The organism is Pseudomonas sp. RGB, assembly GCF_007713445.1.
Taxonomy (GTDB): domain Bacteria; phylum Pseudomonadota; class Gammaproteobacteria; order Pseudomonadales; family Pseudomonadaceae; genus Aquipseudomonas.
Map to the genome: position 1 here is coordinate 1 of NZ_VMSH01000033.1, position 21,957 is coordinate 21,957.

The following is a 21,957-nucleotide window of genomic DNA, read 5'->3' on the forward strand; positions in this document are numbered from 1 at the left end:
ATGGTAGTGTGGGGTTTCCCCATGTGAGAGTAGGTCATCGTCAAGATTAAATTCCGAAACCCCTGTCTGTTAACGCAGACAGGGGTTTTGTCGTTTTGGAGGACTGCCGCCGACTGAGAGAAGGCAGGTAAGTCCTCCCGGGTCGACCACATCAGATCACCCTGAACCCGGCCCACAAAAAAGCCAGTGCCTGAAAGCGGACACTGGCTTGTCAGAAACGCTAACAGATCAGAATTGATAGCTTACCGTCGCACTGACGTTACGTTCTTCGCCCAAATAGCAGAAGTTCAGGCTGGCACAGGACGCTACATAGGTCTCATTGGTCAGGTTGTTCGCGTTCAACCTTACATCTACGCCTTTCAACCCAACCCTGCCCAAGTCATACCCCAAGGATGCGTCAAACAAGGTGTAGGCCGGTACCTTCATTGTGTTCTCCGCGTCTGCCCAGCTGTAGCCGACGTACCGAACCCCGCCGCCAAGTCGCAAGCCGTCAAAGGCGCCGCTATCAAACGTGTAGTCCGCCCACACCGATGCCATATGGCGAGGTGCCTGCGTGGGGGAGTTGCCTTTGTTCTCGATCAAGTTGTCGGCTGAGCTCAATGTACTGACCATCGATTTTGAGTATTTAATGTCGGTAAAGGTATAGCTGCCCAAAATCTTCAGGTTATCGGTCAGTTGCATGTGTGCTTCCAACTCCAGGCCCTGCGAGCGAACCGCACCTACTGCGCGATAGAAGTTTTCTTGCGGAAGCTTCGTCGCCAGGTTTTCTTGGTCGATGCGAAACCAGGAAGCTGTAAACAGGTCATCCGTCCCCGGCGGCTGATACTTCAAGCCCGCTTCCCACTGCGTTCCATTGGTGGGTGCCAGCGGGTTACCGGCGCTGTCTGAATAGGAGTTCGGGTTGAACGACTCTGAATAGCTGACATAGGGTGCCAAGCCGTTATCAAACAAATACAGCGCGCCGGCTCGCCCAGTCAGCTTGGTACGCTTGTCAGAAATCTCTGTGCCCAGCGGTCGACCCGCTTCAGCGATGCGGTTCTCGTCAGAGGTCTCGACCCAGTCCTGACGCAGCCCTAGAGAGAACCGCCATTTATCCATTTCGATCAGGTCTTGTAGATAAACGCCAGTTTGCTCAAGGCGACGCAGATAGCTGGTCAGGCTGGCATTGCTGATAGCAGTGTTGCCATAGACCGGGTTGAATGCGTTGATTGGCTGCAGTGACCCGCTCGTCCAGTCCACCACCGTTTTACGTCGCTGATAATCAGCTCCCATCAGCACGGTATGTTGGGTGGCCCCGGTAAAAAATTCTGCCTGTAGCATGTTGTCGATGATGAACGCATGCAGCTTCTCATCACCTCCCGAGTAATAGCGATTCAACTCGTTACTGGTCGGTGTGGTCCAGCCATAGGCGTATACCTGATCCAATTGCACCTTGGAGTCGAGATAGCGCAAGTTCTGTCGCGCAGTAAACACGTCGTTGAATCGATGCTCGAACTGATAGCCGAACGACTGCTGATCACGTTTGTAGCCATCAACTCCAGGTTCACCTTCAAAGAAGTGGCTGGAGATGCGCTGGCCATTACGCTGATGCAATGCGCCGTCTGCCGGCATACCGCCGTGATAGCCGCCATCAGGATCATGCTGCAGGTACGCCTGGAGTGTCAGCGAGGTGTCTTCGGTAAAGTCGATGCTGAGTGTCGGCGCCAAGGCAAAGCGCTTTTCTTTGGCGTGGTCGAACTGCGTATCGGCCTTGTCCGCTAAACCGATAAGCCGATAGGCAATGCGCTTGTCGTCATCCACGGGTCCACTGAAGTCAAAACCCATGCCCTGCTGACCGTGACTGCCTGCCGTTGCTTGAACCTGATGGTAGGGCTCAAGCAATGGCTTCTTGCTGGTCAGCGCGACCAGGCCGCCGGGCGAGCTGCGTCCATAGAGGACAGAGGAAGGCCCCTTCAGAATGTCCACGCGCTCGAGAAAATACGGATCAACCTGCATGGTGCTATAGGTGCCGCTATCCCCCATGGACTTCAAGCCATCAAGGTAGATGTTGTCCACAGAACCATCGTTAAAACCGCGCATTGCCACGTAGTCATAACGATGGGTCGCACCATAGGGGTTGGTCAGTACACCAGGCGTGTAACGCATGGCTTGTGCGACGGTCTGGGAGCCTTGGTCGTCCATCTGCTCGCGCGTCACCACGGAGACGGTTTGCGACGTCTCCAGCAGCGCAGCGCTGGTCTTGGTTGCGATTTGGCTATGCGTCGCGTTATAGCCTTCCATGCTGCCTAAGGCATTACCCAGGGCGAAGCCTTTGATATCCGTTGTGGGCAGCGTCACGGTGCTGCTCTGCATCTGGGTCTCCAGCACAAAGCTGACACCATCTTGCGATACGGCCTGCAAGCCAGAGCCGCTGAGTAGATGATTCAACCCCTGCTCGGCTGAATACTCGCCGTGCAGCCCGGCTGATTGCCGGCCTTGGGTTTGCCCAGGCGTGCTGGAGAGGGTGATGCGTGCCTGACGGGCGAATTGATTGAGCACCTCGCCCAGGGCGCCGGCAGGCAGGTCGTAGCGCTGGTTAACCTGCTCGATGTTTGCTTGCCCAGCCATGCCGGCGATCGGAACCGCGCCCATGCCCATCGCGGTCGACAGCAATGCCGCACGGATGGATTTAGCCAAAAGGGGGTAGGAAGAGCACGATGAGTTGCCGGGAAAACGCGCTGTCATGATCAAGATCCGTGGAGGCCGGTGAGGGCTGATTGAAAGGCTTACTGTCTAAGCCGGTCTCACGGAAAAAAACCGCCAAAAAAACTTTATATAAAACATAAAAAATCAGGCTGAACGTTCCAGGCTTACCCACCAACGCGTGCGATAGCGCACTTCAACAGACAGCGTCTGTGCAACGACCGCCAACAATTTATCCGTGTCCTCCAGGCGGAAAACCCCCGACAACCGCAAGTCGCTGGCTTCTGCCGAACAACCCAGATAACCATGGCGATAGCGCCCTACCTCCGACAGGAATGCAGCCAGGCGCATGTTCCGTGTCACGATCAGCCCATCGACCCAGGCGCCCATGTCCATATCCAGCGGCGGCGCCAGCGTGGCATGCGTGCGATGTACCAGGTAGTTCTCTCCTGCATGGACTTGAGTCGACAGTCCGTCTGCCGAGTGTGGTGAGTGAATGGCCACGTTGCCACTGACCACACTCAAGCGTGTGCAATCGCTGTCTTGGCGCACGGCAAAGCGCCCGTCGATACCTTCGAGCAAGCCATGCCGAGTTTGCACCAGCAGTGGCGCTGAAGAAGGCGCGCCGCACGTCACCAGGATTTCCCCGCGAACCAGCGTGATCAGACGCTGCTGTGCGTTGAAGTCCAGGTCCACGGCGCTGTCGGTGTTGAGTTGCACGCGAGCGCCATCCGGCAATTGCACGCTGCGCCGTTCCCCTGTGGCGGTCGCAAGGTCGGACGTCCAGCGCTGCCAGCCGGTCAGGTCGCGGCTTAACCAGGCTGCCGAGCCCACCAACATGACGCCAGACAACATCTTCAGTGCCTGCCGCCGGCCCACGCCTTGCGAAGCATTTTCCAAGGCCACGCGCGCACCGGGAATCGCGGCCATTTGGCTGCTCAATTCCTGCTGCAGTGCTTGTACCCGCTGCCAGGCCAATTCATGGTCGTCATGCGCCTCGCGCCAGCGCTCACATTGTGCATGCAAGCGCACATTGGCCCGGTTATTACGCAGGCGCAGTGCCCAAGTGATGGCCTGCTTGACCACCTGAGGATCTGGCCCCGGGCGCGCGGCATTATCCATCGGGGTCACGTTTCATAACGCACTACGTAGCAGTGATACAGCGCCTGCGCGATATACCGTTCCACTGTTCGCAACGACACCCCCATCTGCAGCGCGATCTGCTTGTGCGCCAACCCATCACACTGAGCCAGCAGAAACGCCTGACGTACTTTCGGTTTCAATCCGTCCAGAAGACGGGCGATTTCCTCCAGCAGTTCCAGCACCAACATCCGCGCTTCTGCGCTGGGTGCCAACGCTTCAGGCAGGTGGGCAATAGACTCAAGGTAGGCGCGCTGGATTTCTTCGCGCCGCCAATGATCAATCACCAGGCCGCTGGCGATGCTTCGCAGAAAGGCGCGAGGAGCTTTGAGTTCAAGGCGTTCGGTTTTTTGCAGCAAGCGCACGAACGTGTCCTGAGCCAGGTCCGCTGCATCCGCTGCATTGCCCAGGCGACTGCGCAGCCACCGGTTGAGCCAGCTGTGATGGGCGCTGTAAAGCGTCTGCACCACAGGTTTACCAGGGATGTACTCGGTAGATGGCATTCACACAGGCCCGGCCAAACGTCACAAATGATAATTAGTCTCATTGTCTGGGAGGCTGAAAAATTTTGCAACGCCAGAGCCTGCAGATCTACCGCCGGTCGGTTTCCTACTCAAAATGAGGATGCTTCTCACAAATTTCTAAGATTTATCCTGGCCTGGCCGAAAGCCTGACGAGCCATGCGTGCACCGAAATAGAGCGGTCGCAGAGTCCGCCTATCCCGTTACATGGAATGTTCCACTCGGCACGCTCATCCCCATTTGGCAAAAGAAGTCGATGAAATGAATCTTAAGTTCAGTCATAAAATTCTGCTGGCCGCATCAGGCGTCGTGGTTCTCGCGTTCGCGTTATTCACGCTTTACAACGACTACCTGCAGCGCAGCACCATCAAGCAAAACCTGGACTCGTCTATCCAGCAATCAGGCGAACTCACGGCCAGCAGTGTGCAGAACTGGCTCAGTGGCCGCATTCTGGTACTCGAAAGCCTGGCGCAAAACGTTGCCCATCAGGGCACTCAGGCCGATCTTCCTGGTTTGGTTGATCAGCCGGCGTTCACCTCGAACTTCCAGTTCACCTACGTCGGGCAAACCAACGGGGTGTTCACCCAGCGTCCTGACGCGAAGATGCCTGACGATTACGACCCGCGTCAGCGCCCTTGGTACAAGCAGGCGGTGGCTGCCGATAAACCCATGCTGACTCCGCCTTACATGGCCGCAGTCGGCGGGCAGATCGTAACCATTGCTCTGCCCGTCAAAAAGAACGGTGAGCTGTTGGGTGTGGTCGGCGGTGACCTGAGCCTGCAAACCCTGGTGAAGATCATCAACTCGGTAGACTTCGGCGGGATCGGCCATGCGTTCCTGGTCAGCGCCGATGGCCAGGTCATCGTCAGTCCTGACCAGGACCAGGTGATGAAAAACCTCAAGGACATCTACCCAGGTACCAACCTGCGGATCGAAAAGGTCAGCCAGGACGTGGTTCTCAATGGTCAGGACCGCATTCTTTCGTTCACGCCGATCAGCGGTTTGCCCGGTGCAGATTGGTACATCGGTCTGTCGATCGACAAAGACAAAGCCTACGCACCACTTGGCAAATTCCGTACTTCGGCGTTGATCGCCATGTTGATCGCGGTCGTCGCCATTGCCGTGCTGTTGAGCCTGTTGATCCAAGTACTGCTGCGCCCGCTGACCACCATGGGTGTGGCCATGCAGGACATTGCCCAGGGTGAGGGCGATTTGACTCGCCGCCTGGACGTAACCAGCAAGGACGAGTTTGGCGAGGTAGGCAGCGCCTTCAACCAGTTCGTCGAGCGTATCCACGCCTCTATTTCCGAAGTGTCTTCGGCAACGCGTCAGGTGCATGACCTGTCCCAGCGCGTGATGGCGTCGTCGAACGCCTCGATCATCGGCTCGGACGAGCAAAGCGCACGCACCAACAGCGTGGCCGCGGCGATCAACGAGCTGGGCGCCGCTACCCAGGAAATCGCGCGTAACGCAGCTGATGCTTCGCAGCATGCCAGTGGTGCCAGTGAACAAGCAGACGACGGGCGCAAGGTGGTGGAGAAAACCATCCTGGCAATGTCGGAGCTGTCGCAGAAGATCAGCCTGTCCTGCACTCAGATTGAAACCCTGAACGCCAGCACCGACAACATTGGCCACATCCTTGATGTGATCAAAGGCATCTCCCAGCAAACCAACTTGTTGGCGCTCAATGCCGCAATCGAGGCCGCGCGTGCCGGGGAAGCCGGGCGTGGGTTTGCCGTGGTTGCCGACGAAGTGCGTAACCTCGCTCACCGTACCCAGGAGTCCGCCGAAGAGATCCACAAGATGATCACGTCGCTGCAAGTGGGCTCGCGTGAGGCGGTGACCACCATGAACGCCAGCCAGACCTCCAGCGAGGAGAGCGTTGAAGTGGCCAACCAGGCCGGCGAGCGCCTGGTCAGCGTGACGCAGCGAATCGTCGAGATCGATGGCATGAACCAGTCGGTCGCGGCGGCTACCGAGGAGCAGACCGCTGTGGTTGAGACCCTCAATGTCGACATCAACCAGATCAACCTGTTGAATCAGCAGGGTGTGGCCAACCTCAACGAAACGCTGAAGGACTGCGATGCGCTGTCTCAGCAAGCGAGCCGCCTGAAGCAACTGGTCGACAGCTTCAAAATCTGACCGGGCCCTGCAGGAGCGAGGCGTCTCGCTCCTGCTGATCAGCTGAACATCTGGCGTACATTCTCCAGGGCAGTGTCGGCGAAGGTCTGCACAAACTGTTCAAACGCCGCCTGGGTGGTATCGACCGGCTCACCCATGAGCGTCCAGGTTGCCCGCGAACATCCTGCGCCGAGCGCTTCCACCTGCATGGCAGCCCACAGCCGGGCGACACCCAAGGTGTTGTAGAGTGTGGTCCAGGTCATGTACATGGCGTCGTCGTCGCGGCTGTTGAGTTGCTCTACGACGCAATGGCCATCGTGGAAATATTTCGTGCGCAAGGCGCCTATGCCTGTGCCCGTCATTTCGATGTGCGAGAGAGTCGGAACGAAGGCATCAAAGCCTGCAAAATTGCCCACCACTTGCCACAGATCAGCGGCCTCGCACGCGACGTCAACAGACGCCACCACCGGTGTGCCGTTCGGGTTGCGAATTAATGTATCGGGTTGCAACAGATTCATAGAAATGTCCTGAACGGTCAGAGAAAGCCGATGGCCTTGAGGTGGTCGCAGCCCCTGCGCAACAGCGCCGGGTCCTTGTGCGGGTACTGCTCGCCCATCGCCTCCACACCCTGGCGTGCGTTCTCGTGGCAAATCATCGTGATGTCGCTGATGTCTTCTGCGAGGTTATCCAGGTAGAAGCCCAGCACGCCAAACAGCGCGTTATCGGGGCCTACCGTTCGCAGCTCTGTCTGCCACTGCGCAACGCTCACTCGCTCGAAGCAGTGGCCCGCCTGACTGAATGCATCAAGGTAGTGATCCCAGCTCAAAGGCTGTGGGTTGTGCAGGTTGAATACGTTTCGTCTCGCAACAAAGCGGCCGCAATGAAACGCAACAAAACGGGCAAAGAAGTCCACCGGCATCAGGTCGAAGTTCATCTGCAGGCGCGGCGCCAGGCCCAATTGCAACGAACCCTTGAGCATCATCATCAGGCGGTTGTTTTGCGGCTTGCAGACGCCGTTGCGGCTATTGAAAGCGATGTTTCCCGGACGATAGATGTTCACCCATGCGCCCTGCTCGGCTGCACGCCCCAGCAAGCGTTCGGCGACCCACTTGGAGAGGTTGTAGCCATTCTTGAGGTAGAGCGGCAACGTGGTTGCAGCCGGCGTTTCGAGGATGTGTCCCTGGGCGTCGACACTGCTGCAGGCCGACAGGGTCGAGATGAAATTGAAGACTTTCTTGCAGTGGGTTTCACACAGGCGCAGGCACTCACGTATCGGTTCGACGTTGTCCTGGGCGAGTGAGGCGTAATCCATCACATGATTGACCCGCGCCGCGTTGTGCACCAAGACCCCGTGGTTACGGGCGAGGTGCTCATACACATCGCTGGCCAGGCCCAGCCGGGGCAAGCCCATATCGGCGGCATATACCTGCACCCGACTCAAATCCAGATGTTCCAGCCGGTACTCGCGCAATGCCTGGGTGAACCGCGTCATCGCCGACTGCCCCGGCTGTTCACGCACCAGGCATGCCACCTCCTGCACACCGCCGGCCAACAAGGCTTCGACGAGGTGCACGCCGACAAAACTGTTGGCGCCCGTGACAATCACTTTGCGCGGATCGCCAGCGCGGTCCTCATGCAGCGTTTCTATATTCAGCGCTTGCGACGCATCCTTTTCCACCTGGCCTGACAGTGCATGCGGCAGTGCGCCGTCTTCCATCAGCACGCAGAGCGTACGAATTGTCGGTGCTTCAAAGAAACTGCTCAGTGAAAGGCTGCGGCCAAACGCTTTGCGCAGACGCAGCAGCAGGGTAGACAGCAGAATGGAATGACCGCCCAGGTTGAAAAACCCATCGTCGATGGAAATGTCGCCATCCGGCACCGCCAACAACTCGCTCCACAGCGCCATCAGCCGCATCTGTAGTGGCGTTCGTGCAGCATTGCAGTCGTTGCGCGCGGTGGCGTGTTTCGGTATCGCCAGCAATGCCTGGCGGTCGATCTTGCCGTGGTGAGTGCGCGGCAGAGTGGGTAATTCTGTCCACACCTCGGGCTGCATGTAGGTCGGCAGCCATTGCCGCGCATGGTGCTTGAGGCCCCCCATGGTGGCGCCTGGTTCGGGTTGGGCGGCAAAGCTGAGGATCCTGCGGTCAGGATCAATCAGCACCGCCACTTGGCGAAACAGCCGACTGCTGCGCAGGCATTGCTCAATCTCCTGGGGCTCGACCCGAAAGCCGCGGATCTTCACCTGATCATCCCGCCGGCCGCCCAGTTCGATACCGTCCGCCGTCCATTTCGCCCGGTCGCCACTGCGGTATGCCCTCACCGATCGGCCGCCCGGCAGTGTCAGCTCAACAAACGGGCTGTCGGCCCGTTGCGGCGCGCTCACATACCCAAGGCCCAGGCCAGGGCCGACGATATACAGATCGCCCATCACCTGTTCATCCACCGGGTTCAGGTCGTCGTCGAGGATCAGCACCTGGCTGTTGGCAATGGGGCGGCCAAGATTGCGTGTGCTGTCACCGGGCTGGAACGTTCGGTGGGTGACCAGCACCGTCGTTTCGGTAGGGCCGTAGAAATTGTGCAGGTGGCATTGGCTCGCCAGGCATTCGATCACATGCGGCTCGCAGGCATCACCGCCGGTCATCAAGTGAGTCAAACCCAAGGGCTGATCCAGCGGCAGAATGCTCAGCAGCGCCGGCGGCAGAAACGCGTGGCTGATGCCCTGTTGGCGAATCAGCTCGACCAGTTGCTGAGGATCGTGCCGTTGGCGCTCGCTCGAGACGATCAACTCGGCGCCGGCTATCAGGGCAGGGAAGATGTCGATCAGCGATGAGTCAAAACTGAGCGGCGAAAATTGCAGCACGCGGCTGTGCTCGTCCAACGACATACAGGCGCCAAGCCAGGCGGTGAAATGCGCGAGGTTGCGTTGGCTGAGCAATACGCCTTTCGGTTGGCCGGTGGTGCCTGAGGTGAAAAGCGCCACGCAGGGCGCCTCGCTGCTGGGACGATGCTGCATCAGCGGGCGTGTGATGTCGGCACAGGTCGGGTCGACAGTGCTGACATTCAGGGTAACGAAATCGTCGCGCAAAGGGTGCTGACCCTCTACCACCAATACCCTGGCGTTGCTGCTTTGCAGCATGGCGCGCTGGCGTTGCGGCGGATGATCCGGTGCCAGTGGCAGGTACACCGCGCCGCAACCCAGCACCGCCAGAATGCTGGCATACAGATCGACGGATTTTTCCAGGCACACGCCGACCACGGTTGGCGTCTGCGCGTGTTCCAGCAGGGGACGCAGTTCTTGCTGGATCGACACGGCGCGATCCAGTAATTGACGGTAGGTCAGCACGCTGCCCGCGATGTTCAGCGCCGGTCGTTCAGCAAAGGAATGAAGGCTGGCCTGTAACCGTTCGATCATCGGCACCTGGGCAGCCTGTAGCAGTGCCGGCTGCGCGGTACGGTTGAATCGATGCAGGAACGCCAACTCATCCAGCCCTTGCAGGCCTTGCTCAGGCCAGGCATTAGCGACGGTTGTCGCCGAAAAAAACGTAGGGTCTCGCGAGAATTGGCTGACCAGCGAGGCTACCCATTCCACCAGGGCATTCGTCGCTTGTTGGCGCAATCGCTCGCCGTTGCCGCTGGGCTCCTCGGTAATATCGCGTATCGCCAGTACGCGACGGGTCTGGTCATAGCAGCGCAATTGCACCGCTGGAAGCCCGTGTTCAGACACCGGGCCAATGCCCAGTCGCAGGCTGATCCGCTGGGTTCTATCGGCAGGCTCGCGCAGCGGTTGGCTGCCGTCTTCAATCATGACGTCGAGGGACTCCGTCGCGGTGACATGTCCGTACTGCTCCAGCGTTTGCCTGATCGCTTCCAGGGCTTTGCTGGTGCCGCTCCATCCCATGTTCAAGCGCCTCATGGCTGCCTCCCCGATTCGGGTAAATAGGCGCTCAGGGCCAGGGCGACGCTCGGGGTGTGCAGCACACCGCTGTGGTGCAGAAAACCCATGATATTGCCGAGCAGCGGGTGTTGGCGGGTGATGGGAAAGTGCAGCGCTGCGACTTCGTCCTCAAGCGCACGGCGAACGTCGGCGCCAACGTCCAGGTGTTCGATCAACTGCAGATCGAAAGCTTTCTGCAGATCGTTGGTCAGGTAATGCGTCAAGAACACCGGCAGGGTGGCCGCGATGCTGTCGCGGTCGGCCGGGTTTGCCGACTGCCAGTAGATACGCACCAGGTGGGTCCAGAACTGTGCGTGGCGGCCTTCATCAAACAAGTGGTCGGCCATCAAGCCGCGTATGGACGGTTTGACGCTGTCATCTTTGGCAAACGCCGCGACGTCATGGGTGATGGTGTTCTCGGCGATAGCCACGCCAATCAACTCCACGGCATCACGCAGGTGCGGCGGTGCCAGCGCCTGGGCTGCGGGCAAGGCATGGCTCAGTTCGATTTGGCCAGGCAAGTCGAGCGGTTGCAGGCCCGTCATGGCCACGGTCTGTTGCAGGAAATCCAGCGCGACCAGCGCGTGGTAATCCTCATCGACCACGACGGTCATTGCGTCGTAGCGACAGGCGAGGGGGAAGGACAGCGAGAAGCGATTCTTGGCAATGCTGCGAGCGGTCTTGTCGACGATCTCGGTTTCGAAGATCACCACGTCATTGAGGAATTTGTAGAAGCTTTGCACCAGCACGAAGTCGCGCCACTGCGAGCAATGCTCAAGGAAAGTCGCGCTCAGCACCAGGGGCTGGCGGCTTGCGGGATAGATCAGTCTGTCGTCGTTTTCCAGCATGCGCCGCGGACGTGTACGCAGGGTTGCACGGCGTTCCCAGTCATCGGCGAAGGAGCGATAGTCGGCGGCGTTCATGGCTGCCTCTCTTGCAGCGAGGCGCGCACGTCGTCCCAGAAGCGGAGGCGGCTGTGCACGGCGCCCAGAGCGACTTCATCGGCCTGGCGTTGGCGAGTCGGGTCTGTACCGATCAGGCGCTGGAGTAGCAGCTCTGCGGCGGGCCCGTGCCCTTGCGTGTCCAGTTCGATGTGACGGTTCAAGTAGTAGCAGAAGGTCGGCGCCTGGTGGCCCTTGAATACATCGCCGCGCAGAATGCACGCGAACATGGTGGGAATGACACTCTCGCGTCCATGCAGGAAGGCGGACGCTACGCCGTGGGTGGGCGCGTTCAAGGCGATCTGCAACGTGCTTTCGACAAAGCGGGCTACGCCTGGCGGCGCATCGACCTGATGCAAGGCCGCGCTGGCTTCGGTCCCTTGACGCTGCAGCTCAATGAAGCGCCGGACGACGCGGGTGTCAGCGCCTACTTCGGCCATCGCTTGCAGGTACAGGTCGAAGTGGCTGCAATGGCCCTGTGCGGGGTGTGCGTCGGACTCTTCGCCGAGCACGATTTCGTTGATGAGGCGCGCCGCTTGCGGGTCGAGGGGCGGCAGCCAGGGTAATTGCGTGCAGCTCAGGTCCTGCTGCAAGCGTTTGGTCAGGCTCATGAAGTCCCAAACGGCAAATACATGGTGTTGCATAAAACGCTGTAACTTGGTCAATGAAGTTATTTCTTTAAATAACGGATGGCTGCACAGTTGCAGTTTCTTTTGTTCAAGTAAGTGTTGATGCATGGTTGATGCCTATAAGTTATTGCGACTGCTCTGAAAACAGTGTTGGGATTTATAACCGGGCGTGCAGGCGTGGCGCATAGCCAGACCCCGCGCGCAGTAAGAACGCGACTAGACTGCGCAGCAAAATGAAGTGTTTGTTGTATGAGGCAGCGATAGTAAGCTGATTAAACGTTTGGGCGAGATGGTGAAAGTATTAGATATTTTTTCGAAATACAGTTTGTTGTAAGTAACTTGCTTGAATGGAAGTGGGACGTTTCTTTAAGTTAGCCGGGCATCAATAAATAGGCGATGTATACCGTGGGGGCCCTTCCGCACAGAAAGGGGCCTTCACCGTATAAGGATCTACAAAACGCGTGGTAAAACTTACTGCATGTCGAGTGTTGCGGCGGCTTCAAGACCGTTGAGGTAGGTGGAGATGACCTCCATGCCGCGCATCAGGTGGTTGCGCAACGTCAGGATGCTTTCGTCGGTTTTCTTCTGGGCCACCAGGCTCAGCAGTTCACGGTGATCTTCCTGGGACGTCTCGCCCAGCCCCATCGCTTCGAGGTTGAAGCGCAGAAAGCGTTCTTCCTCGTTCAAGCCGTGTTCAACCAACTTGAGCAAACGCTGGTTGGGTGCCTTGCTATAAAGCGCCATGTGAAACAGACGATTGAGACGGCCGATCTCGGCGTAATCTTTCTCTTGCTCCAGCGCTTTGATCAAGGCGTCGGCTTCGGCAATGTCGGCGTCGGTAAGCAACGGGATCGACAGGCGCAGCGCTTCGGATTCCAGCAGCATGCGCAGGGCATAGGTTTCAGCTGAATTGTCTTCGATCAACGGCGCAACCACGGCGCCCTTGTGCGTCACCACATGCAGCAAAGACTGGGCTTCCAGCTGGCGCAAAGCTTCGCGTACGGGCATGCGGCTGACACCGAACAGGCTGGCGAGCTCTTGCTGGCGCATCGCGGTGCCACAGGGCAGTCGACCGTCGAGAATGGCATTGCGCAGGGTTTCTTCAATAACGGCGCGGGCAAGGTGGGCGGGAATAGGCCCGCTGATTTTGATGCTGCTTAACGGGTTCGGCTTCTGCGTCACGGTTACGCTATCCTCCTTATTGTTGAATGGAGTGTGTTTAATTGGATCCAATGCACACTAAAGATGGCCCACACGCTTGTCAAACAGCCAAAGTTTCCGTTTGTAAGGGCTTACAAGCTGTACTTTGTGCATCCCACAGCGGCGGGTCATGAACTTCGCCCCCGTATGAATGATTGCACTGTGCCATTGTTTTTTGTGGGTTGAGGCTTCACCATCCTTTGAAATTCCGTTTCTCTCCACGGACTGAACGCCTTGGCGGTAAGTTTTATTCCCTCTCGAATCCTTAGCTGGCTATTTTCAGCGATTCTGTTGGCTGGCTTGATGCTCGGCGGGCTGCATGCCGATTGGGATTTCTCTCAGATCAGCCGCAAAGCCACCGCCTTGTACGGGCCGCTGGGTGAGGGCCAGCAGCGGATTGACGCCTGGCAGCGGTTGCTCGCGACCCAAAAGCAGGTCGACGAGCAGGAGCAGCTCAAGGTCGTCAATCTGTTCTTCAACAAGCAAATGACGTACGTGGAAGACATCGACCTGTGGCACGTGGTCGATTATTGGGAGACGCCCATCGAAGCCCTGTGGAAAGGTGCCGGAGATTGTGAAGACTATGCAATCGCCAAGTATTTCAGCCTGCGTCACCTGGGCGTTTCCAGCGACAAATTGCGCATTACCTACGTCAAGGCCTTGCGGCAGAATCGCGCGCACATGGTGCTGACGTATTATTCGACCCCGAACGCCATCCCGCTGGTGCTCGATAGCCTGATGGACGAGATCCTGCCGGCCACCCGCCGTACCGACCTGATTCCCGTGTATTCCTTCAACGCCGAGGGTTTGTACCTGCCCGGCGCCAAGGGCAACACGAAAGTCGGTGATACCAAACGCTTGTCGCGCTGGCAGGATGTGTTGAGAAAAATGCGTGCCGAAGGCTTCCCGGCCGAGCCTGCCAACTAGGAGTAACTGATCGGATGTCTCTGTTCAAACAACTATTGATCGCAATCTGTCTGTTCCTGGTGGTCGCCTTCAGTGGCAGCTTCATGGTCAGCCTGGAAAGCTCGCGCACCCAATACGTCAACCAGCTTCGCTCCCACGCGCAGGATGCGGCGACGGCACTGGCATTGTCGCTGACGCCCAATATCGACGACCCGGCCATGGTCGAACTGCTGGTCAGCTCGATCTTCGACAGCGGCTATTACGCAAGCATCCGCGTGGTGGACCTGGCCACGGATAAAACCATCGTCGAGCGCAGCGGCATTCCCGACAACAACGGTGTGCCCAACTGGTTCGTGAAATTGATCGGTCTGGAGCCAGCGGGTGGCGATGCGCTGGTCAATCGCGGCTGGGAGCAGGCGGCGCGCGTGGAGGTGGTCAGTCACCCGATGTTCGCCCTGGCCAAACTCTGGCAAAGCGCCCTGGGCAGCCTCGGCTGGCTGTTGCTGTGCGGCGCGGTCAGTGCGGTGCTTGGCGCGTTGTTGCTGCGTCGGCAGTTGAAGCCATTGGACTACATGGTCAAGCAGTCCCACGCCATTGCCCGCCGCGAATTTCTCAGCTTGCCCGACCTGCCGCGCACGCCGGAACTGCGCCGCGTAGTGCAGGCCATGAACCAGATGGTGGAAAAGCTCAAGGCGCTGTTCCAGGAGCAGGCCGAGCGCAGCGAAAAGCTGCGCATCGAGTCCTATCAAGACAACCTCACCGGCCTCGCCAACCGACGTTATTTCGAAATGCAGCTCAACGCCCGCGTGAGTAACCCGGAAGAGACCAGCTCCGGCTATCTGCTGCTGCTGCGGGTCAAGGACCTGGCCGGTCTCAACCAGCGCCTCGGGGGCCAGCGTACCGACCAATTGCTGCAAGCGGTCGGCGAACAGCTGCTGCGCGAGTGCGAGCCGTACCCGGAAACCCACAACCTCGTCACCCGTATCCGCGGCGGTGAGTTTGCGGTGCTGGCACCGGGGCTGGTGCGCGAAGAAGCGCTGCAACTGGCGCAGAACCTTGAGACCACGTTGCTCAGCCTGCAAGCCACTGGCGCCAGTGATGTCACGCCGGTTGCCTATATCGGCCTGGCACCGTTCAACCATGGCGACTCGCCTCAAGCGCTGTTGACCCTGGCTGACCAAGCCCTGGCCCAGGCCGAAGGGCAGGGCGACACCAGCTGGGTGTGCCTGGACCATAGCGCCGCCGCCAGCGTCGGCGACGATCACCATGCGTGGCACACGCTGCTCGACCAGGCCCTGACTCAGCAGCGTTTCCAGCTGTACTTCCAACCGGTCGTCGCCAGCCAGGACCCGCAACTGGTCTTGCACTACAAAGTGCTGTCGCGCTTGCAGGATGAAGACGGCCACACGATACCTGCCGGGCGTTTCCTGCCGTGGCTTGAGCGCTTCGGCTGGACGGCGCGCCTGGACCGCTTGATGCTCGAGCAGGTACTCAAGCAAATGGCCGGCCACAGCCATAGCCTGGCGCTGAACCTGTCTGCCGCGACCTTGCAGGATGCTCAGGCGCTGAATCGGATTTTTGAGCTGCTGCGCCCGCACAGCAACCTGGGCCCGCGCCTGACCCTGGAAATCGGTGAAGAACAATTGCCGGAACAGGCGCTGCTGGAGCAGTTGACCCAGCGCCTGCGCGAGCTGGGCTTCTCTCTGAGCCTGCAGCGCTTTGGTGGGCGTTTCAGCATGATCGGCAACCTTGCACGGCTGGGCCTGGCGTACCTGAAAATCGACGGCAGCTACATCCGCGCCATCGATCAGGAAAGCGACAAACGCCTGTTTATCGAGGCGATCCAGCGTGCGGCCCACAGCATCGACTTGCCATTGATTGCCGAGCGTGTGGAAACCGAAGGGGAGCTGAAGGTGATTCGCGAGATGGGGATTTTCGGTGTGCAGGGGCAGCTATTCGGTGAACCGGCGCCCTGGAAATAATCCAAACCTAACGGGGCACTCGCTTGTGTGGGAGCTGGCTTGCCTGCGATAGCATCACTTCGGTCCGCCTGACACACCGAGGTGCCTGCGTCGCAGGCAAGCCAGCTCCCACAAAAGCCTGCCCCGATTTAGCTTCGGTTTGCCTAACTAAATCAGATCAAACCAGTCTCTTCATCATTGATCAGGTGGCTCAACCCGCCCAACGCTTCCCGCGCGTGGGTACGGTCCATCAGCTTGGCCTGCGCTGCCGGCGGCAGGTCCGTCACGCTGATCACGCCCTTGCGCGTCAGCACCTGAATCAAGTCGTCCAGCACCCGAATCATCTCCAGGTCACTTTGCTTGAGCTGCGCCAGGCTGGTTTCCACCACTTCGTTGGCGTACCAGGCCTGAATCTCATGGTGATCGGCCGGCAGGGTCTCAGTTGATTCGGCAAAGGCGGCGGCCTCCACGCGACTCAGTGCACCCTGTGCATCACGTTGCACGTAAAACATAAGAAACCCTCGAAAATGAGCCACACGCGTTCACCAGCATAGGTCAATGGTGTGTTTATGAGCGCGAGTATGCGATGCAACCGCCCGTAAGAGCCAGTAACGCATCAGCCAAATAAATCGGCCGCCCGAGTGGGCGGCCGGTTCATCGCGTCTTAGGCGGTGTGATCGATCTTGATGGTCGGATCGGCACCACTGATCAGCGAGTTGATGCTGGTGTGAGACCAATCGTTGCCTTCCAGCTTGATCGTCACATCGGCATTGGCCACGCCGCCAGCCGCGTTGAGCTTGCCTTCACTGCTGATTTGCAGGGTCGACACGCCGTCTACCGTGGTGATCTTGAGGTAGTTGTCGATGGTGCTGTCTGTCTCACCCTTCAACAGATCCTTGAGATCGATCCGGTCACCTTCCGAGGCTTTAAAGTCCTTGATCACATCGTTGCCCAGGTCACCCGCCTTCCACACGAAGGTGTCGGCACCCGAACCACCGATCAGGATGTCGTTGCCCTGGCCGCCGATCAAGGTGTCGTCACCGGTGCCGCCCAGCAAGATGTCATTGCCTTTGCCGCCGTCCAGGTAGTCGTTGCCGCCCTGGCCGAACAGGATGTCATCACCCGCGCCGCCCAACAGTGTGTCGTTGCCGTCTTTGGCGCCGGACACGTCGAAGTCGGCATAGTGCTCGGTCACGTACTGGTGCACGTTCGAGGTGGTCACCGCCGTGACCGCCACGCCGGTCTTCTGTGCAACAAAGGCCTGCAGTGCGTTGTACCCCTCACCGGTAATACCGCTGAAGCTCACCAGGTCGCCGAAGATGATGTCGTTGCCGTCGCCCCCGTTGATGGTGTCGTTGCCCGGCAGCGTTGCCTCGGTGTGGCCGAGGATGGCGTTGGCCAGGTCCTTCGGATCGATGTTGCTTTGCGGCTTGCCATCGCTGTCGTACGGCCGGAGGTCATTGAGGCTGACGTCGCCGTTGATACCGATGGCTTCTACCGCCGACAAGCCTTTGAGCAGTGCAAAGCCGCTGCTGGAGTTGTTTGTGGTCGCTGTGCTGGTGCTGCTGCCACTGCCGTCGAGGTAGGAGACTTCAAACGTGCCGTCACCCTGGGCGTGCACGGTGCCGATCACGCCATTGTCGTACCAGCCGCCACTGCGGACCTGTACCCATTGGTGCAATTGGCCGCGGCTGTCGATCAACTGCAGGTTAGTGCCGTTGACGTTGATGCTGAACGTGTTACCCAGCACATAGTTGTTGGTGCTGATGTAGTCGTCCAAGCGACCATCGGTGACGCCGCTGTTGTAGAAGTCAGTGACCACCGGGTTGGTCTGCTCGCCGTTCTGGAAGTACGTCGGCTGGCCGTCGGTGATGAAGTAGGTCAGGTTGGTCGCGCCGGTGTTGCCGGTTGCCAGGCCGCTCTGGAAGAAGTTGGCCGTGGTCTTGAACACGTCTTCATAGTTGGTACCGCCGCCCGACACCATCGAGTCCAGCACTGCCTTGAGCAACGTCAGGGCGTTTGGATCGTTAAGGTTGATGGCGACCGACTTGTTCACCTGGGTATCGAAATCCGCCAGGAAGATATTCACAGTCCCCGACGTGTTGGCGCCCAGGCTGTCTTTGAGCGAGTTGAACACCGAGGTCAACGAAGCCTTCGCGGCGTTGACCGACGCGGTGCTCATGCTGCCGGAACTGTCCACCATGAACGCGATGTTGTAGTTCTTGCCCTGCACCACGTTCAGGCCGCCGATATCGGCCACGACGATGTCGTTGCCATCGGTGCCGGTAATCGCGTCACTGCCCGAGGTGCCCGTGATCGAGCTGTAGGTAGCCGGGTACACCGTCACCGGCAATTGCGCGGTGGTGATGGCCGAACCGCCGAGGCTTTCGGTGGACGTCGAGGTGACGGTCAGGTTGAACTGGCCGCTGTAGTAGGTCGGCGGTTTGATGGTCAGGGTGCTCAGGTCCCAGCCGGTGACGTTGACTTCGCCCACGGTTTTGGTCGCGGTGAAGGTGTGCCCGGACGCGTCGGTGAGCACAGAGCCTGCCGGTACACCGCTGATCTTCACGCTCAGGGTTTCCGAGCCGTCGGTATCGGTCAGCGCGGTGGTGACTTTGGACAGCTTCACAGTGCCGTTTTCCTGGCCTTCGTTGAGCTTGTAGCCCACGTAGTAACCGTCACCGTTGCTGCCATGCAGGTCGGACACGGTCACGCCGGCGTTGGTCAGGTCAGTGACGCCGGTGTACAGCGCTGCGCCGCTGGTGCTCAGGTCTGTGGCCGCTGCGCCGTTGATCGACAGGTTGACGTCATAGCTGCCCGGGCCGGACTGGTTGGCGTGGTAAATCTCGATGCTGTAGTAGCCGCTGACGGTCGGGGTAATCGAGCCGCTGAACTTGCCACTGTTGGTGCCCCATTGCGCGCTGGCCACGTCTTTGCCGCCGACGTTGATCACCAGGCTGTCATCGCCGGTGCCGCTGAAGGTGTAGGACTTGCCGGCTTCCATGTACATCAGGCCGGAGATCTTCGAGCCCGCACCTGCCGCTACGTTGGCGGTGGATTCGACGTTGGTCACAATCGCGCTGCTGTTCGGTGTGCCGGCGTTATCAATGGCGTTTTTCAGGTCGGCCGGGGCCGCGCCGTTACCGTTGGTGCCGATACCGGCGATGCTGTTCCAGCTTTGCTTGAGCAAGCCCACCGAATTGACGTTGTTGTCAGCCACATTCAGGGTCGGTGCGTCGGCGACCGGCGTGATATCGACTTTCACCGTGGCGCTGGTGCCCAGGTCCTTGCCGTCGGTAGGCTGGAACTTGAACTGCGCGTAATCGGCCTGCTTGTTGCCAATGCCGGTGCCGCCATAACCGTCGGTGCCGGACTCGTTGGCGTTGGGCATAAAGCGCAACTGGCCGCCGTCGATCTGCGCCTTGGTGAAGGTCTGGCCGGCGGTCACGTTGGTCCAGGTGGAGCCGTCGGCCGCCAGGTATTGCAGCTTGCCGGCCACCGGCAGGTCGGTGATCTTCACGCCAAGGCTGGCTTGTGGCGAGTCCACATCGGTCACGCCGAAGTTGGCCCAGGTCAGGGCCAGCGGCGTGTCTTCGGTGCCGGTCACGGCGCTGCCGGTCGCCACTGGCGCATCGTTGACCGCCACGACATTGACCGTGGCGGTAGCGACGTTGGAGTAATTGCCGCCATCGGTCACGGTCACGGTAATGGTCCGTGGCGTGGTGCTCGGGTCGTGGCTGTTGTTGGTGAACGTGATGTTCTTGATCTGCTGCATGTAGTCAGCCAGCGACGCCGTACCGGTCAGGGTCAGCGTGATCTTGCCGGTGGCAGGGTCTGTGGTCGGGGTCACAGTGATGCCGGTAACGCCTGCGTAGTTCAGCGAGTCGCCCTGCTGAGTGTTGGTCAAGACCACGGTGGCGCCGGTCAGTTGAGTGCTGTCCGGATCGGTAATCTTGATGTCGGTGTCAGCAATCGATACGCCCGTGCCGCCTTCGGTGAACGAGGTCTTGTAGTCGGCACCGGTGGCGCCGCTGGAGTTGTTGGCATCCAGGTCGATGACCGGCGGCGCGTCGTTGTCGATGATGTTGGTGCTGACGCTGCCATTGCCGACCACCAGGTTTTCGAAGTTGCCGCCGGTGGTTTTGTCGATGGTGATGACGATCGTTTCTGTCGGCTCGGTGATCTTGTCGTCGATCGTGCCGATCGTGAACGGCACGCTGCTGGCGCCGGCCGGGATCTTCACGGTGTACACGCCGGTGAAGTCCGAGCCGTCGGTGGCGGTGCCGCTGTACTTGAGCGTCACGGTCACATCGGTTTGCGCCGGGTTGCTCAGGGTCAGGGTGTAGTTCGCCGTGCCGCCTTCAGTCACCGATGCGTCGCCGGTAATGCTGATGGTGGTGTTGTTGATCACATCCGTCACCTTGGTGGTCACGGTGCTGCCGTCGACGATCAAATGCTCGTACTTGTCGCCGCCGCTGACCACGCCGGTGATCTTGGCAGTCACGTCGTTGGCGCCGACGTACGCGTCGTTAGGCGCAGTGGTGGTCGCGGTGTTGCTGGACTGCCCGTTGCCGATGGTAATGGTCGAGCCGTTATCCAACTTCACCACCAGGTCGGAGCCGACGTTGGTTACGGCATTGCCGTTCTTGTCGACCAGGGACGCGGTATAGGTGATCTGACCGCCTTCGCTGACCGAGCCGTTGGCTTTGAGCGACACGGTCACGTCGTCGATGGTGTCGTTGACGACGGTGGTCGCCCCGCCTGGGGTGATGGTGACGCCCTCGAAATTACCGCCGGTAGTGCCGGTGATCTTCACGGTCTGGGTGCTTTTGTCGATGAACACGTCATCGCTTGGCGCATTGACGGTCACCTGGCCGACCAGGGAATCCTTGGCAATCTTGATCGTCGAGCCGTTATCCAGGGTGATCACCATGTCGCTGCCGGCCTTGTTGCTCAAGGTGGCGGTGTAGGTGATGGTGCCGCCTTCGTTAACTTCGCTTGGCGCGCTCAGGGTCATGGTCGTCAGGTCAGTGGTGCCCGGTGTGTCGTATACGGTGGTGCTCACCGGATCCTTGACCGGCACCAGGTTCTCGAACTGCTCACCACCGGTGACGCCCTTGATGGCCGCAGTCACCGTCTGGTTGCCGGCGTACACATCATTAGGCGCGACAACGGTGGCCGTGCTGGAACTCTGGCCGTCGGCAATGCTGATGGTCTTGCCGTTATCCAGCTCGACCACCACAGTTTTGCCGACGTTATTGACGGCATGACCGTCTTTGTCGACCAGGGTGGCGGTGTAGACGATGTTGCCTTTCTCGCCGACGCTGCCGGTGGCGGTCAGGAGGATTCTCACCGTATCAATGGTGTCGTTGACCACGGTAGTGGCGCCGCCTGGCGTCACGCTGAGGTTTTCGAAATTGCCGCCGGTCGTGCCGGCGATCTTGACGGTCTGGGTGCTCTTGTCGATGAACACGTCATCGCCTGGCGCATTAACGGTCACCTGGCCGACCAGAGAATCCTTGGCAATCTTGATCGTCGAGCCGTTATCCAGGGTGATCACCATGTCGCTGCCAGCCTTGTTGCTCAAGGTGGCGGTGTAGGTGATGGTGCCGCCTTCGTTGACTTCGCTTGGCGCGCTCAGGGTCACGGTGGTGGTGTCGATCGAGTCGGTGATGCTCGTCACGGCAGCGGCCGGATTCGCCGCCAGGTTCTCAAAATTACCGCCGGTTGCCTTGGTGATCGTCGTGCTGACAGTCGACGCGTTGTTGTAAACGTCGTTCGGCGGCGTTTGGAACACGACCGTGCCCGAAGACTTGCCTGCTTCGATATTGATCGTCTGGCCGTTGCTCAGCGTCACGGTTACCGCAGTTTGCGCTGGGTTGGTCAGCGTGGCGGTGTAGGTGATGTTGCCGCCTTCAACGA

At 59.4% G+C, this 21,957-nt stretch carries 12 protein-coding genes and 1 pseudogene; 3 read left to right on the forward strand and 10 right to left on the reverse strand.

Annotated elements, in window-relative coordinates:
* Positions 1-228 precede the first annotated feature (228 nt).
* From FPT15_RS29345 to FPT15_RS29355, 3 genes are all read right to left on the reverse strand, one after another.
* A complete protein-coding gene (locus tag FPT15_RS29345; RefSeq protein WP_145166186.1) occupies positions 229-2,724 on the reverse strand; it encodes a TonB-dependent siderophore receptor in 2,496 nt (831 codons plus the stop codon).
* 105 nt (positions 2,725-2,829) lie between these two features.
* Complete coding sequence (locus FPT15_RS29350) at positions 2,830-3,804, reverse strand: FecR domain-containing protein (RefSeq protein WP_145166187.1); 975 nt, start codon at positions 3,802-3,804, stop codon at positions 2,830-2,832.
* Positions 3,805-3,809: 5 nt separating this feature from the next.
* Positions 3,810-4,325, reverse strand: a complete 516-nt coding sequence (locus FPT15_RS29355) for a sigma-70 family RNA polymerase sigma factor (RefSeq protein ID WP_145166188.1) — start codon at positions 4,323-4,325, stop codon at positions 3,810-3,812.
* 279 nt (positions 4,326-4,604) lie between these two features.
* On the opposite strand from FPT15_RS29355, the gene FPT15_RS29360 reads away from it, so the two are divergent.
* Positions 4,605-6,485 carry a methyl-accepting chemotaxis protein gene (locus tag FPT15_RS29360; protein ID WP_145166189.1) on the forward strand — a complete coding sequence of 627 codons (1,881 nt, stop codon included), beginning with the start codon at positions 4,605-4,607 and terminating at the stop codon, positions 6,483-6,485.
* Between the two features lie 38 nt (positions 6,486-6,523).
* Here FPT15_RS29360 and FPT15_RS29365 read toward each other — a convergent pair whose 3' ends face one another.
* From FPT15_RS29365 to FPT15_RS29385, 5 genes are all read right to left on the reverse strand, one after another.
* Complete coding sequence (locus tag FPT15_RS29365; protein WP_145166190.1) at positions 6,524-6,982, reverse strand: SRPBCC family protein; 459 nt, start codon at positions 6,980-6,982, stop codon at positions 6,524-6,526.
* A 17-nt stretch (positions 6,983-6,999) separates the two neighbouring features.
* Complete coding sequence (locus tag FPT15_RS29370; RefSeq protein WP_145166191.1) at positions 7,000-10,377, reverse strand: amino acid adenylation domain-containing protein; 3,378 nt, start codon at positions 10,375-10,377, stop codon at positions 7,000-7,002.
* Entirely contained in the window at positions 10,374-11,321 is a 948-nt protein-coding gene (locus tag FPT15_RS29375; RefSeq protein ID WP_145166192.1) for a diiron oxygenase, read from the reverse strand. The genes FPT15_RS29370 and FPT15_RS29375 overlap by 4 nt, the downstream gene beginning before the upstream one ends.
* Positions 11,318-12,076: a DUF3050 domain-containing protein gene (locus FPT15_RS29380; RefSeq protein WP_145166193.1), complete on the reverse strand. Its 759-nt coding sequence runs from the start codon at positions 12,074-12,076 to the stop codon at positions 11,318-11,320. Before FPT15_RS29380 ends, FPT15_RS29375 begins: the two co-directional genes overlap by 4 nt.
* A 363-nt stretch (positions 12,077-12,439) precedes the next feature.
* The gene (locus FPT15_RS29385) at positions 12,440-13,150 is read right to left on the reverse strand and encodes a GntR family transcriptional regulator (RefSeq protein WP_145166194.1); all 711 of its coding nucleotides are present in this window, start codon (positions 13,148-13,150) and stop codon (positions 12,440-12,442) included.
* Positions 13,151-13,402: 252 nt separating this feature from the next.
* Here FPT15_RS29385 and lapG point away from each other — a divergent pair, with 252 nt between their 5' ends.
* Both lapG and lapD read left to right on the forward strand, forming a co-directional pair.
* Positions 13,403-14,095, forward strand: coding sequence for a cysteine protease LapG (gene lapG / locus FPT15_RS29390; protein WP_106580708.1), 693 nt, complete (start codon positions 13,403-13,405; stop codon positions 14,093-14,095).
* A gap of 14 nt (positions 14,096-14,109) precedes the next feature.
* On the forward strand, positions 14,110-16,056 hold the full coding sequence (gene lapD / locus FPT15_RS29395) for a cyclic di-GMP receptor LapD (protein ID WP_145166195.1): 1,947 nt from the start codon (positions 14,110-14,112) through the stop codon (positions 16,054-16,056).
* Between the two features lie 152 nt (positions 16,057-16,208).
* On the opposite strand, the gene FPT15_RS29400 is transcribed toward lapD, so the two are convergent.
* Entirely contained in the window at positions 16,209-16,547 is a 339-nt protein-coding gene (locus FPT15_RS29400; protein WP_016968775.1) for a hypothetical protein, read from the reverse strand.
* A gap of 152 nt (positions 16,548-16,699) precedes the next feature.
* A pseudogene (locus FPT15_RS29405) lies at positions 16,700-21,957 on the reverse strand (LapA family giant adhesin); the annotation flags it as partial.

Excerpts from the sequence above, each read along its gene's own strand:
- lapD (WP_145166195.1), top strand. The coding sequence starts at position 14,110 with ATGTCTCTGTTCAAACAACTATTGATCGCAATCTGTCTGTTCCTGGTG.
- FPT15_RS29350 (WP_145166187.1), bottom strand. The coding sequence starts at position 3,804 with ATGGATAATGCCGCGCGCCCGGGGCCAGATCCTCAGGTGGTCAAGCAG.
- FPT15_RS29400 (WP_016968775.1), bottom strand. The coding sequence starts at position 16,547 with ATGTTTTACGTGCAACGTGATGCACAGGGTGCACTGAGTCGCGTGGAG.
- FPT15_RS29345 (WP_145166186.1), bottom strand. The coding sequence starts at position 2,724 with ATGACAGCGCGTTTTCCCGGCAACTCATCGTGCTCTTCCTACCCCCTT.
- FPT15_RS29355 (WP_145166188.1), bottom strand. The coding sequence starts at position 4,325 with ATGCCATCTACCGAGTACATCCCTGGTAAACCTGTGGTGCAGACGCTT.
- FPT15_RS29360 (WP_145166189.1), top strand. The coding sequence starts at position 4,605 with ATGAATCTTAAGTTCAGTCATAAAATTCTGCTGGCCGCATCAGGCGTC.
- FPT15_RS29370 (WP_145166191.1), bottom strand. The coding sequence starts at position 10,377 with ATGAGGCGCTTGAACATGGGATGGAGCGGCACCAGCAAAGCCCTGGAA.
- FPT15_RS29375 (WP_145166192.1), bottom strand. The coding sequence starts at position 11,321 with ATGAACGCCGCCGACTATCGCTCCTTCGCCGATGACTGGGAACGCCGT.
- FPT15_RS29365 (WP_145166190.1), bottom strand. The coding sequence starts at position 6,982 with ATGAATCTGTTGCAACCCGATACATTAATTCGCAACCCGAACGGCACA.
- FPT15_RS29380 (WP_145166193.1), bottom strand. The coding sequence starts at position 12,076 with ATGCATCAACACTTACTTGAACAAAAGAAACTGCAACTGTGCAGCCAT.